Consider the following 16,573-nt stretch of genomic DNA (forward strand, 5'->3'; position numbering starts at 1 on the left):
TCCTCTAAATCTTTTTATTCTGCCACGCTGCTTTTTTCAAATAAATTACACTAGCCAATAACAAACCACTATAATAAATCACCTCGGTCAGGAAACAAATCGCCACCGGAAGGTGTAAACGCATCCCTGCCACATAAATAAAGAGCGTATAAAAGATAAGCGTCACCACCTCCATCGCAAAAGCCGAACGGGTATTCCCCGTACCTGTCACCCCGTTAAATACGATATTGGCGACGGCAGCGATCAACAAGGCGCCGGAAATAACATAAAGAGAAGGAATGGACGCCTGTACCAAAGAGGCATCATTCGTATAAATCGACAATATAGCCGATGGGAAAATACAGGCGATAAAAACACAGACGGCTACAATTCCTAATGATATACCGGCAATCTTGCGAATGATCGGGATAACCTGATCTTTATGTCCGGCACCGATACTATTACTCACAAAAGAGTTGGTTGCCGTAGATAAAGAATTGACAGGAATTAGCAGGACGATATACACACTGCGGACAATATTGGCGACCGCCAGTTCCCGTTGCCCCAAGTGTTCTACGGCTACGAAAAGCAAAAAGTAAGTACTTAACGATATAAAATACTGCAACATAGTGAATATGGATATATCCAACACACGTCTCAACAATTTGACATCGAACGACCGGAATTGATTCAGTGCATACTTCTTTATATCGACCGTCAAACGGGTATAGACCAAAAAGAAAACAATCGACACTCCTTCTGCCGCCACCGAAGCGATAGCCGCTCCCTTAATGCCCATTTCCGGAAAACCTCCCTTCCCGAATATCAACAGGTAGTCGAGCAACACATTGGTCAAAGCCATCACAATGGCATTCAATGTCAGTACCTTTGTCCGGGTAATACCGATGAACAAGGCACGAAACATCACATTCACAAAAGAGAAAAAGAAACCGAACACACGCCAGTCGAGAAACTCTTCCGTTGCCATCAGGATCGTATCGGAAGAGATCATCACCCGCATAATATCACCCGCAAAGAAACGGGACAAAGCAAACATCACGGCAGCCAGTGACAAAAGGAAAAATACACCTTGTATCATGACCGGTCCCACATCTTTATACCGTCGTTCCCCATTCCTTCGTGCCATCACGATCTGCGATCCGGTACTAAAGCCGAATGCAATTGTAAACACACATATATAGTAGAGTCCTCCCATCGCGGAGGCTCCTAACTCAACTTCGCCTACCCTTCCCAGGAAAGCCGTATCGGTCACATTAATAATGTTCTGTGCCAATAAGCTTAGAAAGATAGGGTAACTGACATTCCAGATTTGTTTGTTCGTATACATACTCTATAATAATTTCAATAAGAAAACACAGGGTCACAAAAAAAGCCCGCCGGCATCCGGCGAGCTTTTTTATTCTTGTTTCTAAAACATTTCAATTGCTGCTCCGATGCTCTATATCAGTCTGTTGGTTGCTGTATCAGGAAACACAACAGCCGGTTTAAATGTTTTGGCTTCTTCAAAATCCATCATGGCGTACGACATGATAATAATGATATCCCCAGGCTGGGCCTTTCGGGCTGCTGCGCCGTTCAGACAAATCACGCCTGAGCCTCGCTCGCCTTTAATGATATACGTTTCAAAACGTTCACCGTTATTGTTGTTCACAATAGCCACCTTTTCATTCGGAATCAGATTGGCGGCATCCAGCAGATCTTCATCGATAGTGATACTACCGATATAATTCAGATTGGCTTCCGTTACCGTCACCCGGTGAATCTTTGATTTAACTACCTCTATAAACATACGATATGACTTTTTTTGTTTCAAATCCACAGATATAGAACTACGAGCCATCTTGTTTCAAATGTTTCCTCCGGACAAAACTATATTTTCTCCTAGAAGAAACTATATTTTCTCCCGCACAAAACAATAGTTTCTTCGGGAGGAAACAAAACAAATCCTATATCAACTTTCAATATTTAATATTATCGATCAGACGGACATCCCCGCAATATACAGTGATACATCCTACCGGATAAGTCGTATCTGACCAATTTTTAATCGACTCCATCGTGTATCCGTCTACGATCTCGTAGTATTCAACACGCATAACAGGATCCGCATTGATCGTATTCACTACATAATCAATCACCTCCTGCACGCTTTTTCCGGCTGCAAAGTTAGTACTTTCTTTTAACGTACGTGCAATCAGGGGCGCTTTTTGACGTTGTTCCGGCGTTAATCGGACATTACGGCTGCTCAGGGCCAGCCCGTCGGCTTCACGAAGGATCGGGCAGGCATTAATTTTTACCGGAATGTTCAACTGTTTCACCATCGCACGGATCACGGCGATCTGCTGGAAATCCTTTTCCCCGAAATAAGCATTATCCGGTTCTACGGCATAAAAAAGTTTGCTGACGATTTGGGCAACACCGTTAAAGTGTCCCGGACGGCGAGCTCCTTCCATTACTGCCGATACGGTTCCAAAGTCAAAAGTACGTGTATCCGGTTCAGGATACATTTCCGCTTCCGTCGGAGCAAATACATAATTACAACCGGCCGGTTCCAATAATGCACAGTCATTATCCAACGTACGCGGATAAGTGGCGAGGTCATTTTTGTCATTAAACTGGGTCGGATTCACGAAGATGCTGACAACGCATACATCGTTTTCTTCTACACAACGCTTAACCAGGCTCAAGTGTCCGTTATGTAATGCTCCCATGGTGGGAACAAAGCCTATTTTCCTGTTATGTTGCCTTTCTTCGGCAAGATAACGCTTCAATTCTTGGATGCTGTTTACTATTTTCATCTTTTTTAGATGCTTATTGACGGTGCAAAGCAAATAAATAATTACCGTAAATGAAAGAAATTTATTATCTTTGTGCCGTCTTTATAAAACTAGTTTACAGAATGGATGCAAAAAAAATCTTGTTTATAGCCCAAGAAATAACACCCTACCTTCCCGAATCTGAGATTGCAACGATATGCAGGAATCTGCCGCAAGGCATTCAGGAGCGTGGTCGCGAGATCAGAACTTTCATGCCCAAATTCGGAAATATCAACGAGCGACGCAATCAGTTGCACGAAGTGATCCGCCTGTCGGGTATGAACCTTATCATTGATGATACGGACCATCCGTTGATCATTAAGGTAGCATCCATTCAGGCCGCACGCATGCAAGTGTACTTCATTGATAATGAAGACTTCTTCCAGCGTAAACATACTGTTTGCGATGAAAATGGGAATGATTATGAGGATAACGACGACCGTTCTATCTTCTATGTACGTGGTGTATTGGAAACAGTGAAAAAACTTCGCTGGATCCCGGATGTGATTCATTGTCACGGATGGATGTCTGCGCTGACTGCATTATACATAAAAAGAATGTACGCAGACGATCCATGTCTTAAAAATGCAAAAATAGTCTATTCTATTTATAATGATGACTTTAATTCACCGTTAAGAAAAGAACTGGCTCACAAGCTGAAAACTGACGGTGCAAAAGACAGCGATCTGAAAGGCATCAAAGCTGATACCAGCTTTGTCGGCCTGACTAAACTAGCTATCGATATGGCAGACGGTGTGATACAAGGCAGTGAAACGATCAACCAGGATATTCTGGATTATATCGCCACTAAAAAGGACACTCCGTTCCTTCCTTATCAATCGCCGGAAACTTATATGGATGCATTCAACGAATTTTACGATGTCGTATTAGATTCTAAATAAGTGAGAGAAAAATGATGAATATCAAGCCTTTATTAATTGGCCTGGGCTTGGGAATAACAATCCTGAGTGGGTGTAGTGATGATTTGAATCTGGTTGGCTCGACAATTCAGCCTGACGGAGACCAAATGCCCGTATATGTAGATACCTTTCAGATGCAAGCGACAACCTTGCTGATGGATTCGGTATATGCAAGAACTACTAATGGACTACTCGGCGAGTTTTATGATCCGTTATATGGTAATGTGAAATCTGATTACATCTGCCAGTTCTACTGTCCGGATGATTTCAAATTCCAACAGAAACCAATCAACGGTCAGATTGACTCTGTCGAATTTAATATTATCTATCAAAACGGAGCTTGGGTGGGTGATTCATTAGCTCCTATGCGCGTTCAAATATATGAGATAAACAAAGAACCGGAAAGGGATTTTTATACAAACTTCGATCCGCTGGAATATTGCGATATGCAGAAGTCACTGGGTATGCAGACGTATACGGCATACGACAACTCGGTGCCCGACAGTGTTCGTTATGCTGTGAATTCACAAGGTGATTCTACTTATATTCCGACCATTACAATCCGAATGCCGAAGGACTTTGGTCAGAAGTTCTATGATGAATCAGTCAATAATCCCGGAACATTCTCCAGTCAGGAAAATTTCAATAAATTCTTCCAGGGCTTATATGTAACAAACACATACGGTAGTGGAAATATTCTGCAGATCAGCTATTCTTCGATTTCTATCTATTACAAATATTCATTGAAGGGTAGCCAGGGACAGGATTCCACGGCACGTGCCAGTGAAACGTTCAATGTAACCAAAGAAGTTTTACAGTTGAATCGTTTCAAGAATACAGATTTGACTCCGCTGTTGCAGCCAAATGATTCGATCACCTATCTGAAAACTCCTGCCGGTGTATATACGCAGTTGACTATTCCGGCTAAGGATATTGTAGAGAGAATTGGAGACCGCGTTATCAATAATATACCTTTGACAATAAAAGCGTTGCCTCAGGAAGACTGGCAATGGGCATTGAGTGCTCCGGCTAATTTATTATTGTTGCCTAAAGACTCTTTAGCAACTTTCTTTGTCAATAATAAAATAGAAGACAGCAAAACAGCATTCCGTGCCAGCTATAACTCCAGCAGTCGTTCTTATTCATTTGGAAACGTCTCTAATTTGATGCAGGAACATATAAAGAACAATCCGGATAAAGATATGGTATTGCTTTTGGTGCCTGTTGAACGCATTACAGCTCAAAATGATAGTTACTGGGGAAATTCCCAACCGTACACAACGGCAATAAACAACTATTTATTGCCTTCCGGTGTAAAGTTGCTTAAAACAGAGGATGCTACACGGATCATTATAACAACAACAGATTACAAGTAGTAATTTTAAAGTCATAAAAAAACGGATAATCTAAAAAGATTATCCGTTTTTTTATAGCATAATTTTATTTTTCAGACTTCTTAGCAAGCTTTTTCTTCAGCTTATCAACTTCTTTCTGAAGCGTTTCGATCTCTATTCCCTGATTCTTGATCGTTGTCAGCAGAGAGTTTAATTCTTCATTGTCCACATCGATCGGATACAGAGCATTGACACGACTTATAAAATCACCCAGGATATTCATATAGTTCGTAAATGCATCGTACGGAGAATCATAAATACCGCGATTCAACCAAATACCCGTATTCTTTGTAGTCATGAAACGGAAATTATTACTTGCCTGCAGATAATCCCAATCTTGCTTGATACGACGATCGTCAGACAGATGGACACGTTCTGCTACACTATACAGCTTATTGAATGCTTCACGCTGCATCACGTTACCTAACCAGCAACTAGTATCTCTTTCTTCATCTATCCATGACATTGGATAAGGTACATCGATCTGATCTACTGATTTCAACTTTGTAATGATATCCGTCGGTGTAGAGAATGTAATACCTCTTTCTTTCGCACATGCCGGCAATGCTTTGATAAAGCTCAATATATTAGAAGACAACGGTTGTGCAATACCCAAAGCACCAAGCTCCATAAAAATATTGATCACCTGCTCTTCTTCAGGAAATGCAGCAACCCAATCCATATATTTATCAGCAAATAACGGATACTCACTCCAGTCAGAATTAGAGAAACGCAGACTGATATCATCCGACAACTTGAAATCACGAAGCAGAAGCTTCAGATTAGGATTGTAAGCGCAATGATATAAATAATGAGCGCTCTTCCAGCCTAATACATGCTTAGCACCTTCCGTCAGCATACCTTTAAATCCCATACTGGCAACCAAGGCACCGATGTCATTCGAATAAATCAAGCTTGAATTACGGAATACCTTCGGAGTCTGTCCGAATACCTGTTTGATCTTTTTCTTCATACGGTCTACTTCCTCCCGGAAACACTCCTCGTTAGCCAATGAAGACAAACCATGTGAATAAGGTTCACACAAAAATTCGCAGCAACCGGTTTCATTCAACTGATGCAACAATTCGATCACTCTAGGAGCATACACTTCCAACTGTTCCATTGCCACACCTGAAATTGAAAATGCCACTTTAAATGCTCCGTTATTTTCTTTTGCCATTTCAAGCAAGGTTGTCAGAGCAGGAATATACGAACGTTCTGCAATATCACTGATACTGCGTTCGTTTTCATAATCATCATAATAGTAATGATCGGTACCTATATCAAAGCAGCGATAACGTTTCAGATGAATAATTTGATGTATTTCAAAATAAAGACAGATTGTTTTCATATCTAGTTATTGTTTTATTATTTACCGTAATTCTTTAAAACATCCTCGTAAAGTGCGCGGATTCGCAAACCGACTTTTTCCCATGTAATGCTGTCGACCTCCTTCTTTCCTTCTTCCTGAAGATATTTGAAAAGAGACTCGTTCGTACAAATAGAATAAATAGCATCGGCCATTGCATTGATATCCCAATAATCCGTTTTAATCACTTTATCAAGAATTTCACCGCATCCGGACTGCTTTGAGATAATAGAAGGCGTTCCGCACTGCATAGCTTCCAATGGAGCAATACCAAAAGGTTCGGAAACGGAAGGCATCACGAACACATCACTGTTTTTATACGCTTCATACACCTGGCGTCCGCGCTGGAAACCCGGGAAATGGAAACGGTCGGCAATACCACGTTCGGCAGCCATATTGATCATGGCATTCAGCATATCACCCGAACCCGCCATTACGAAGCGAATGTTGCGTGAACGCTTCAACACTAAAGCCGCTGCTTCAACAAAGTATTCCGGTCCTTTCTGCATGGTAATACGTCCAAGGAACGTAACCACTTTTTCTTTCGGATGCTCCGGACGAGGTATATCCAGCAATTCCTGCGAAAGCGGATAAACCGCATTGTGCATAGCAAAACATTTACGAGGATCCTGGTGATATTCACGGATAACCGTCTGACGAGTCAGTTCCGATACACACATGATACAATCTGCATGATCCATACCGTTCTTCTCCATCGCATATACGGTTGGATTCACCTTTCCGCGTGAACGGTCGAAATCGGTAGCATGAACATGGATACACAAAGGTTTCCCGCTCACTAATTTGGCGTGTACGCCTGCCGGATAGGTCAACCAGTCATGTGCATGAATGATATCGAATTGCTGCTGTCGCGCAATAACACCGGCTATGATAGAAAAATTATTGATCTCGTCATGAAGATTCCCCGGATAACCTCCGGCAAACTCCATACACCCCAGATCATTGACATGCATGTGAGAGAAATCGGCATAAATATGGTCGCGGAAAGCATAATACTGTTCCGGGGTCATATAATGAGGCAGTCGCGACTTGAGATAATTATAATCAACATCACGCCACACAACAGGTACCTGATTCATACCTATGATGTTCAAAAAGCCTTCTTCTTCTCCGGTCGGCTTCGGAAGACAGAAAGTCGTTTCCACATCTCCCTGCAAACTCAATCCTTTAGTGATACCATAAGATGCAACTGCAAGACCACCATATATTTTGGGAGGAAATTCCCATCCAAACATTAATACTTTCATATTGGCTCCTCCTATTAATAATTGTATTTACTCAATAAATATAACACTCGCAATATTTCTGCCACATTCATAGCAAAAGAAACAGCACCGCGTCCTTTGAAAGGAGGATTACCATCAAACAGTTCTGAAATAGAACCGATACAGTGAGATGACATTTCATCTTCATAACCAATCAAATAGCGTTCAATAAAGCCCAGGGCACTCATTTTATAAATACGAAGATAAGCTTCGAAATAAAAACCTGCCAACCAAGGCCATGCAGTACCCTGATGATAAGCATAATCGCGCTGAATCTGAGCACCTACATAATTCGGATTATAACCTCCGCTCTTCGGGCTCAACGAACGAAGACCTTTTGGCGTAAGCAATTCCTTCGTTACAATATCAAGCACTCCTTTTTTCTGACTGGCATTCAAAGGAGAGTAATCAAAAGCTACGGCAAATATCATATTAGGACGTACACTCCAGTCCATCATATTTCCATCCACATAGTCTAATAAATAACCGTACTCGTTCAAAAATGTTTCCACAAACGACTTGCCGCTTCTTTCTGCCAAAGCAGACAATTCTGTGCTTAAATTTTCATTTCCGGCTTCGCCCAGTAATTCACCGGTAAAGCGTAGGGCGTTATACCATAAAGTATTTATTTCTACGACAAAACCAGTTCTCGGTATTACAGGCCGGTCGTTGACGGTAGAGTTCATCCATGTAACGGCCTTCTCCGTTCCGCGAGCATACAGCAAACCGTTGTCGAGTAAAGACAAATTAGGATGTTTGTTGCTGCGAATAAATGCCATGATATCTTCCAACAATACACCATATTTCTCACGACATGCATCACGCGACACCATTTTAGCATACTGCTGGATACACCACACAGCCCAAAGCAAAATGTCAGGATGCTCCATTTCATAGATTCTCAGGTCGCTTGGCTCATTATTCATGAAAGCATACACAGCTTTACGGGCTGTTTCCATCACGACTTCATATTTAGACTTTTCGTCGATAGCCAGCGTCAGTCCCGGCAAAGATATAAACATGTCGCGAGCGCGGCACTTGAACCAGGGATAACCGGCCAGGATATAATATTCACCACCTTGCTTATTCAAAAATTGGTGGGCAGCATTGATCAGACAATGTTTGAATGTGTCGCGCGGAGTACGCTCTTCCATCTCTTCTTCAAATGTCTTTTTCAACGCACGTGTATTCGTCTCGGAAACACCGCCGGAGAAAACGACACTTTCACCTTTCTTTATATCTACTTCAAAATATCCGGGCACATAGAGATCTTCATTAAAATCATATCCTCTCTCCTGCTCTTTCGGATATTCGATACCTCGATACCAGTCCGGTTGAAAATGAAACTCATTCTTTTTATTTAACTGCATATACAATTCGGGATATCCCGGATACATACATGTCTTGATACCGTTTGTGACAACCTGATACTCACGACTGGCCTGGGCATTCTCGTGCGTATACTGACGTACACTGCGAAACGCCAAAAACGGACGTAAGCGCAACGTTGTAGCAGAATGTGCATCCAGCAGCGTATATCGAATCAAAATTCGGTTTTCGTGATGAACAAAAAGCTTTTCTTTTTTCAAAACAACTCCACCTACCCTATAGATAGTGGTCGGCACTTTCTCACATTCAAACTCACGGATGTACTTATGTCCGTTCGGACTATAATTATCACCCTGATACTTATGAAGACCTAAATTAAATTCAGCCCCATGTTGTATAACTGTTTCATCCAACGATGATAACAACACATGGTTTTCATCATCTAGTTCTGGCACCGGAATGACAAGTAATCCATGATACTTTCGCGTGTTACAATCCGCGATAGTTGTGCAGTGATAGGCTCCCGAACGATTCGTACGAAGAATCTCCCTGGGTAGAGACTCCTCCAGGTTTGTCATAAGAGTCTTGTCAAATTTAAGATAACTCATAATTTTATATTTGGTTTTAAGTTTATGCTTATATAATTAAAATGTCATGATATTCCGATCAAATGTATCACATAAAAACTAAAAAAACAAACTCACTTTCATATTTATTTAGAAACTCCTTTTAAAAAAATATCTAGAAACATTGATAAATAACCATTTAGAAATCAAGCCACGACTCTGAATGTGTTATCAAACACATAAATAAATGTTAAAACAAGAAAAGGCTATACTCAATGAATATCTTAGAGTATCGAAAAAAAGAAGCATTAGAGAGACAACCCGCGAATGAGCACGAGAACTCAAGAGCAACAATTCCCCTGGAAAGGATACAAAATAAAGGATCTAAACAATATTTTCTGCTGATATAACTGGTTGTCGATAATTGTGGGCAAGCCTGTCGACAACTGTCAACAAGCCTGCCCACAATTATCGACAACAAATTATATCGAATTATAAATCTATAAATCCATAGATGTTTGTTTCGTCAAAACAGGTATTTTTTTCCATCTTTGTACCCACAAATAAACTATTCATAAGAAGAAACGATTATATAATATATAATGTATAAGAAATATGACACAGACAGTAAATAATCCATTCTTTCAAAGATATAATACCCCTTTCGAAACTCCGCCTTTCAACGAAATAAAGACGGCTCATTACGAACCGGCTTTTGAGGAAGGCATCCGGCAACTGGATCAGGAAATACAGGATATTGCCAATAACAGCCAACCTGCTACTTTTGAAAATACAATTGTAGCCCTGGAACGTAGCGGCAAACTACTGGAAAAAGTGAGTTCGGCCTTTTTTAATATACTCAATGCAGAAGCAGATGACGAAATGATGGATATTTCACAAAGAGTATCCCCAAAGCTGTCGGAAAGCTCCAACAATATATTTCTCAATGAAAAATTATTCGCACGGGTAAAAACTGTTTACGAACAGAAAGAACAACTCGCTCTTTCGCCCGAAGATGCTAAATTACTGGAAGATACTTTCGAATCATTTTCTGTTCGCGGTGCCAACCTGAGCGCGGATGATAAAGAGAAATACCGCAAACTCAGTACAGACCTGAGCGTACTATCCCTGACTTTCGATCAAAACGCGCTAAAAGATAAAAACAGGTATGAATTACTCCTTACCGATGAAAAAGACCTGGCAGGACTGCCCGAAAGCATACGTGAAGCTGCGGCCCACCGGGCAAAAGAGAAAGGGAAAGAAGGTTGGCTGTTTAACCTGACTGCTCCCAGCTACGTTCCATTCATGCGCTACTCGGCTTTACGCCCGTTACGCGAAACGATGTACCGGGAATATATGAGTGTCGGAAACAAAGGCGATGAATATGACAACAAAGAAATCATTCGCCGGATCGTCAATATCCGGCTGGAAATAGCCCGGCTGATGGGACACAGCACATACGCCGAATATTCGCTTAAAAGAACAATGGCTAAAACGCCAGCCAATGTTTACCATTTACTGGAACAATTGCTGGAGGCCTATAAACCGGTTGCCGTCAACGAATACAATGCCGTTCAAGGTTTTGCCATGGGAGCTGAAAAGGAAAACATCACCGTTATGCCCTGGGACTGGAGCTATTATTCCGAAAAACTGAAAGATATCCGTTTCAATGTAAACGATGAGATGACGCGCCCGTACTTCGAACTGAACAATGTTAAAAACGGAGTATTCGGACTTGCCACACAGTTATACGGTATCACTTTCAAGGAAAACAAGGAAATACCCGTTTACCATCCGGAAGTCGATGCCTACGAAGTATATGATGCCGACGGTAAGTTTCTCTCCATCCTGTATACCGACTTCCATCCGCGCGACGGGAAACAATCGGGAGCCTGGATGAACAGCATCAAGGAACAATATAGCGAGGCCGACGGTAATGACAGCCGTCCCCAGATCATCATCGTGATGAACTTCACGCGCCCGACGGAGACCAAACCGTCTCTATTGACTTTCGATGAAGTAAATACACTTTTGCATGAATTCGGACATGCCTTGCACGGAATGCTGGCCAAAGGAAAATATGCCAGCCTTTCCGGAACCAATGTGTACCGTGATTTTGTCGAACTCCCATCCCAGTTGATGGAAAACTGGTTGACGGAAAAAGAATTTCTGGATCAGATCGCCGTACATTACGAAACGGGAGAAAAGATACCGCAGGAACTTATCCGTAAACTGGTCGATGCTTCTAATTTCAACACAGGGTATTTCTGTTGCCGCCAGTTAAGTTTCGGCATGCTCGATATGGCATGGCATACACAGACGGAACCGTTTGAAGGAGATGTGATCGCTTTCGAAAAACAGGCATGGGCACACACCGTTATTGTCCCTGAAGTCCCGGGTACATTGATGAGCAGCAGTTTCGGACATATCTTCTCCGGAGGATACGCTGCCGGGTATTACGGATACAAATGGGCCGAAGTACTGGATGCCGACGCATTCTCCGTCTTCAAGAAAAACGGGATATTCAACCGCGAAACAGCCCGGTCATTCCGGGAAAATATCCTTTCCAAAGGAGGAACGGAAGACCCGGCAGTCTTGTATAAACGTTTCCGCGGACAGGAACCGACCATCGACGCACTGCTTATCAGAAACGGCATCAAACAGGCTGAACCGAAAGCGAATGGCAATTGATATAAAAATAGCTAAACATACAATAGTTAAATCAATTATATTTACCTTTGCCAGCTAAAATAATAAGTACAAAATCAGGTAAACCATGTGCGAAAAAACAGAGAAGCAATATGAACTGGATAAACGTTATCTGAGAATGGCTGCAGTCTGGGCCGAAAATTCATATTGCAAACGGCGACAGGTCGGTGCACTGATAGTTAAGGACCAGATGATTATTTCCGATGGATACAACGGAACACCTGCCGGTTTTGAAAATGTCTGTGAAGATGAAAACAATGTAACCAAACCCTATGTGTTACATGCGGAAGCGAATGCCATTACAAAAGTGGCAGCATCTTCTAACAGCAGCAAAGGAGCTACGATCTACGTGACTTCGGCACCTTGTATAGAATGTGCCAAACTGATCATCCAATCGGGCATTAAGCGTGTTGTATATTCAGAAAAATACCGGATGGAAGACGGATGCAATTTATTGCAGCGCGCTGGTATTAGTATAGATTATATTGATATAAACGAATAAATATACGTTTTTATGGACAAAAACAGAAGGTTAACCATTTGGTTACCTGTTATCATTGCAGCAAGTATTGCCCTCGGTATCTTTATCGGGAACAATTATCTTTCTCTTACTCAACATGGCAAACGCCGGATGTTTTCCAGTGGAAATAAAATAAATGCCATACTCGATATTATCGACGAACAATATGTCGATACAGTCAATATGGGGAAGCTGGTGGAAGGCACAATACCTAAAATATTCAGCGAACTGGATCCTCACTCCGTTTATATTCCTGCCGAAGATGCAACGATCGTAAACGAAGACCTGGAAGGTTCATTCAGCGGTATCGGGGTTTCATTCAATATGCAGACAGATACTATCCTGGTGATCAGCGTCATCCCTAAAGGTCCAGCCGAAAAGGCCGGATTATTGCCGTTTGACCGTATCATCACGATTAACGACTCTATTTATTCCGGCAACAATACCAGCCAGGCGAAAATCATGCGTACCCTGCGCGGTGCGAAGAACAGCACGGTTAAGTTAGGCGTAAAGCGTGGAGGCGTTCCCGACCTGCTTTATTTTGATGTGACACGCGGCGATGTTCCGGTTAATTCCGTGGATGTTTCTTACGAAGTCAGCAAAGGTATCGGGTATATCAAAGTCAGCAAATTCGGACGGACAACCTATAACGAGTTTATCACGGCAATTGCCAAGCTGAAAGAAGCAGGATGCAGCTCCTTCGTTATCGACTTGCGCGGAAACACCGGAGGTTATATGGATGCTGCCATCAATATGGTCAACGAGTTCATGCCGGAAGGACGGCTCATCGTTTACACGGAAGGTAAAGCTTTCCCTAGAAACGACGTATATACCAATGGAACCGGCACCTGCAAGGAAGCTCCGATCGTTGTCCTGACAGACGAGTTCTCGGCTTCCGCCAGCGAAATCTTCTCCGGAGCTATTCAGGATAACGACCGTGGACTGATCGTCGGCCGCCGTACCTATGGAAAAGGCCTGGTTCAATCGCCGATCAAACTCAGCGACGGCTCTGAGATCAGGCTGACCATCGCCCGTTACTATACACCGTCGGGACGAAGCATCCAAAAAGATTATAAATTGGGAGACTCTGCCGACTATGACCAGGATTTGTATAACCGTTTCATTCATGGTGAATTTGATTCTGCCGACAGTATTAAAAATACGCACACAGAAAAGTATCACACCATGATCGGACGAACTGTATACGGCGGCGGCGGTATCATGCCGGATATTTTCATTCCGCGTGACACAAGTGGAATCACAACCTATTTCACCAGCATTGTGAACAGCGGAACACTTTACCTGTATGTTTTGGAATATTCTGATCAGAATCGTGAAAAGTTATCATCATTCAAGACTTATCAGGATCTGTACAAATATTTACAGTCTCAACCCTTGTTGTATGACTTCACGAACTTTGCAGCATCCAAAGGTATCAAGAAACGTCCGAACCTGATCAACATCTCCGGCAAACTGATTGAAAACCAACTGCAGGCCTATATCGTACGGAACTTCTTCGACGAAGCCGGATTCTATCCGATCTTCCTGAAAGACGATCCGACCTTACTTCGTGCCATCCAAATCATAAACGAAGGGAAATCCATTCCTACTTTAGAGAAAAAAGATGCAGACAAAGGAATTGCAAGAATCCAAGCAACACCTTCGAAAATACATAGCCTCGCTAAAGAGCTCGTACGAGAAGACTACACTGCTTGATTTTTCAGATAAAATACAGAAGCGGCTGGAAGAGACTGAACTCTTCCGGCAGGCTCGCTGCATCGCTTTATACAATGCCATTCCCGGAGAAGTGCAGACTGCCGGTTTACTCGAAAAATGGTTTGATAAAAAACAACTTCTCCTGCCGTTAGTTGTCGGTAACGATCTGCGTTTATTACCTTACAAAGGTCTCGATACTTTAAAACCCGGAGCTTTTGGCATTTTGGAACCGATCGATCCGAAAACGACAGTCCCGGAAACGGATATCGATCTGATTATTGTACCCGGCGTGGCATTCGACCGCCAATTGAACCGCATGGGACGCGGCAAAGGATATTACGACCGGCTATTATCGACTTTACAAGTGCCTAAAATTGGAATTTGTTTCGACTTTCAGCTACAGGACATGATTCCAATCGAACCTTTCGACAAGAAAATGGACATGATCATTACAGAAAAGGAAGTTATTACCGGATAATGATATCATGGATAACAGTTGCGCCGGCATATTCATTCAGGCTCTTCACCAGCCGCTCACGGCATAAAGTAAGCTCACTCCTCAATACGGCAGAAGTCAGCGATACATATAATATATGATCGCGTACATATATATTGCGCGTATACTGCATAACCATCGGTCCGAGCACCTCTTTCCAGGCACGTTCAACCCTGATCTCCAGGATCTTTTCATACAGTTCCGTATTATCTTCAAAGAAATCTCTCAGAACTTCACCGATTGCTTGTGTATTCTTCCGCTTCATTCCGCCTCCTCCATAGGTTGCACTTCACCTTGTTCTACTTTGAACAAAGCATAGTCATGATTCATCGCCTGCAATATTTCATCCAGATATTTACGGTTCGTATCCGTAATAAATATTTGCCCGAAACCATCGCCGCTCACCAGCTTAATGATCTCCGCCACACGTGAGGCATCCAGTTTGTCAAAGATATCATCCAGCAACAAGATCGGAGTCGTATTCCCTTTCTGAGCCAGAAAAGCAAACTGAGCCAACTTCAAAGCGATCAGGTACGTCTTATTCTGTCCCTGAGAACCGACCCTGCGAATCAGGTTCTCATCCAAAGTCATTTCCAGCTCATCCTTGTGTATTCCATTGGAAGTATATCCTAAAATCCGGTCACGTTCCCTGTTGGCAGCCAGCGATTCCGACAAATCTTTCTCCTCCAACTGCGAGATATAATGCAAACCGACCCGTTCCGTCGAACGGCAGATCGTCTGGTAATATTCATTAAAGATAGGAATAAAACTCTCGACCAGCAACTGCCTCTTTTCAAAAACCATCCGTCCGTACATTCCCATCTGCATTTCCAACACTTCATACAACGAGGCATCCATACTTTGATTTTTGAGAAGTACATTCCGTTGGAGCAACGCTTTGTTATACTGTATCAGGGCATGCAGGTATTGTTTGTCCTGTTGAGAAATGATCAGGTCCAGAAAGCGGCGGCGTTCATCACTCCCACCCCGGATCAAATCCGAATCCGCCGGTGAAACCATAACCAAAGGCAGCAAGCCGATATGTTCGGACAGTTTATCATATTCCTTTTTATTCCGTTTGAACTGTTTCCGCTGCCGACGACGGATAGCACAGAAGATTTCCTCCGTCCTTCCCTCATAATCATACGCTCCCTGAATGACACACATATCCTGATCGTTGTTGATGATCTGTGTATCAGGCGTATTTATATGGCTCTTGCAAAACGAAAGATAATGGACCACATCCAGCAGGTTCGTCTTCCCCATCCCATTATTTCCAAAGAAACAATTCATTTTGGGTGAGAAAGCGACTTCCGCCTGAAGAATATTTTTATAATTAAGAATAGAAAGCTTTTTGAGTATCATCTGTACCGTATTAATCGTACAAAATTAAAAAATATACTTCTAAGTATAGATTATATCAGTAAAAAAAACTACTTTTGCGCTTTGAAT

At 42.4% G+C, this 16,573-nt stretch carries 14 protein-coding genes; 6 read left to right on the forward strand and 8 right to left on the reverse strand.

Translation table 11 applies throughout. The features are described 5' to 3' along the window. Positions 1-4 precede the first annotated feature (4 nt). The 3 genes from DXD68_RS14995 to panC all read right to left on the reverse strand — a co-directional run bounded on the left by DXD68_RS14995 (position 5) and on the right by panC (position 2,798). On the reverse strand, positions 5-1,327 hold the full coding sequence (locus DXD68_RS14995; protein WP_122362365.1) for an MATE family efflux transporter: 1,323 nt from the start codon (positions 1,325-1,327) through the stop codon (positions 5-7). A 111-nt stretch (positions 1,328-1,438) separates the two neighbouring features. Beyond that, positions 1,439-1,789, reverse strand: coding sequence for an aspartate 1-decarboxylase (gene panD / locus DXD68_RS15000; RefSeq protein ID WP_122362481.1), 351 nt, complete (start codon positions 1,787-1,789; stop codon positions 1,439-1,441). 169 nt (positions 1,790-1,958) lie between these two features. After that, entirely contained in the window at positions 1,959-2,798 is an 840-nt protein-coding gene (panC, locus tag DXD68_RS15005; RefSeq protein ID WP_122362366.1) for a pantoate--beta-alanine ligase, read from the reverse strand. A gap of 101 nt (positions 2,799-2,899) precedes the next feature. On the opposite strand from panC, the gene DXD68_RS15010 reads away from it, so the two are divergent. Beyond that, positions 2,900-3,718 carry a glycogen/starch synthase gene (locus tag DXD68_RS15010; protein ID WP_122362482.1) on the forward strand — a complete coding sequence of 273 codons (819 nt, stop codon included), beginning with the start codon at positions 2,900-2,902 and terminating at the stop codon, positions 3,716-3,718. Between the two features lie 14 nt (positions 3,719-3,732). After that, a complete protein-coding gene (locus DXD68_RS15015; RefSeq protein ID WP_122362483.1) occupies positions 3,733-5,112 on the forward strand; it encodes a DUF4270 domain-containing protein in 1,380 nt (459 codons plus the stop codon). Positions 5,113-5,176: 64 nt separating this feature from the next. Here DXD68_RS15015 and DXD68_RS15020 read toward each other — a convergent pair whose 3' ends face one another. From DXD68_RS15020 to DXD68_RS15030, 3 genes are read right to left on the reverse strand one after another with little or no spacing between them, the layout of a single operon-like run. Continuing rightward, a complete protein-coding gene (locus DXD68_RS15020) occupies positions 5,177-6,481 on the reverse strand; it encodes a glycoside hydrolase family 57 protein (protein ID WP_122362367.1) in 1,305 nt (434 codons plus the stop codon). Between the two features lie 17 nt (positions 6,482-6,498). Further along, positions 6,499-7,767, reverse strand: coding sequence for a glycosyltransferase family 4 protein (locus DXD68_RS15025; protein ID WP_122362368.1), 1,269 nt, complete (start codon positions 7,765-7,767; stop codon positions 6,499-6,501). 14 nt (positions 7,768-7,781) lie between these two features. Beyond that, the gene (locus DXD68_RS15030; RefSeq protein WP_122362369.1) at positions 7,782-9,722 is read right to left on the reverse strand and encodes a glycogen debranching enzyme N-terminal domain-containing protein; all 1,941 of its coding nucleotides are present in this window, start codon (positions 9,720-9,722) and stop codon (positions 7,782-7,784) included. A 573-nt stretch (positions 9,723-10,295) separates the two neighbouring features. On the opposite strand from DXD68_RS15030, the gene DXD68_RS15035 reads away from it, so the two are divergent. The 4 genes from DXD68_RS15035 (at position 10,296) to DXD68_RS15050 (ending at position 15,103) form a co-directional block, all read left to right on the forward strand. Then, a complete protein-coding gene (locus DXD68_RS15035) occupies positions 10,296-12,371 on the forward strand; it encodes a M3 family metallopeptidase (protein ID WP_122362370.1) in 2,076 nt (691 codons plus the stop codon). A gap of 85 nt (positions 12,372-12,456) precedes the next feature. Further along, on the forward strand, positions 12,457-12,891 hold the full coding sequence (locus DXD68_RS15040; RefSeq protein ID WP_007654099.1) for a dCMP deaminase family protein: 435 nt from the start codon (positions 12,457-12,459) through the stop codon (positions 12,889-12,891). A gap of 12 nt (positions 12,892-12,903) precedes the next feature. Then, on the forward strand, positions 12,904-14,625 hold the full coding sequence (locus tag DXD68_RS15045) for a S41 family peptidase (protein ID WP_122362371.1): 1,722 nt from the start codon (positions 12,904-12,906) through the stop codon (positions 14,623-14,625). Next, entirely contained in the window at positions 14,618-15,103 is a 486-nt protein-coding gene (locus tag DXD68_RS15050) for a 5-formyltetrahydrofolate cyclo-ligase (RefSeq protein WP_233577181.1), read from the forward strand. The genes DXD68_RS15045 and DXD68_RS15050 overlap by 8 nt, the downstream gene beginning before the upstream one ends. On the opposite strand, the gene DXD68_RS15055 is transcribed toward DXD68_RS15050, so the two are convergent. Next, the gene (locus DXD68_RS15055; protein ID WP_007654102.1) at positions 15,093-15,386 is read right to left on the reverse strand and encodes a DUF721 domain-containing protein; all 294 of its coding nucleotides are present in this window, start codon (positions 15,384-15,386) and stop codon (positions 15,093-15,095) included. The genes DXD68_RS15050 and DXD68_RS15055 overlap by 11 nt on opposite strands. Then, positions 15,383-16,486, reverse strand: a complete 1,104-nt coding sequence (gene recF / locus DXD68_RS15060) for a DNA replication/repair protein RecF (protein ID WP_122362373.1) — start codon at positions 16,484-16,486, stop codon at positions 15,383-15,385. Before recF ends, DXD68_RS15055 begins: the two co-directional genes overlap by 4 nt. Positions 16,487-16,573: the final 87 nt, after the last annotated feature.

Source organism: Parabacteroides sp. TM07-1AC (assembly GCF_003480915.1).
GTDB classification, from domain to species: Bacteria; Bacteroidota; Bacteroidia; order Bacteroidales; family Tannerellaceae; genus Parabacteroides; species Parabacteroides chongii.

Coding starts and splice junctions, on each gene's coding strand:
- DXD68_RS14995 (WP_122362365.1), bottom strand. CDS start 1,327: ATGTATACGAACAAACAAATCTGGAATGTCAGTTACCCTATCTTTCTA.
- panD (WP_122362481.1), bottom strand. CDS start 1,789: ATGTTTATAGAGGTAGTTAAATCAAAGATTCACCGGGTGACGGTAACG.
- panC (WP_122362366.1), bottom strand. CDS start 2,798: ATGAAAATAGTAAACAGCATCCAAGAATTGAAGCGTTATCTTGCCGAA.
- DXD68_RS15010 (WP_122362482.1), top strand. CDS start 2,900: ATGGATGCAAAAAAAATCTTGTTTATAGCCCAAGAAATAACACCCTAC.
- DXD68_RS15015 (WP_122362483.1), top strand. CDS start 3,733: ATGAATATCAAGCCTTTATTAATTGGCCTGGGCTTGGGAATAACAATC.
- DXD68_RS15020 (WP_122362367.1), bottom strand. CDS start 6,481: ATGAAAACAATCTGTCTTTATTTTGAAATACATCAAATTATTCATCTG.
- DXD68_RS15025 (WP_122362368.1), bottom strand. CDS start 7,767: ATGAAAGTATTAATGTTTGGATGGGAATTTCCTCCCAAAATATATGGT.
- DXD68_RS15030 (WP_122362369.1), bottom strand. CDS start 9,722: ATGAGTTATCTTAAATTTGACAAGACTCTTATGACAAACCTGGAGGAG.
- DXD68_RS15035 (WP_122362370.1), top strand. CDS start 10,296: ATGACACAGACAGTAAATAATCCATTCTTTCAAAGATATAATACCCCT.
- DXD68_RS15040 (WP_007654099.1), top strand. CDS start 12,457: ATGTGCGAAAAAACAGAGAAGCAATATGAACTGGATAAACGTTATCTG.
- DXD68_RS15045 (WP_122362371.1), top strand. CDS start 12,904: ATGGACAAAAACAGAAGGTTAACCATTTGGTTACCTGTTATCATTGCA.
- DXD68_RS15055 (WP_007654102.1), bottom strand. CDS start 15,386: ATGAAGCGGAAGAATACACAAGCAATCGGTGAAGTTCTGAGAGATTTC.
- recF (WP_122362373.1), bottom strand. CDS start 16,486: ATGATACTCAAAAAGCTTTCTATTCTTAATTATAAAAATATTCTTCAG.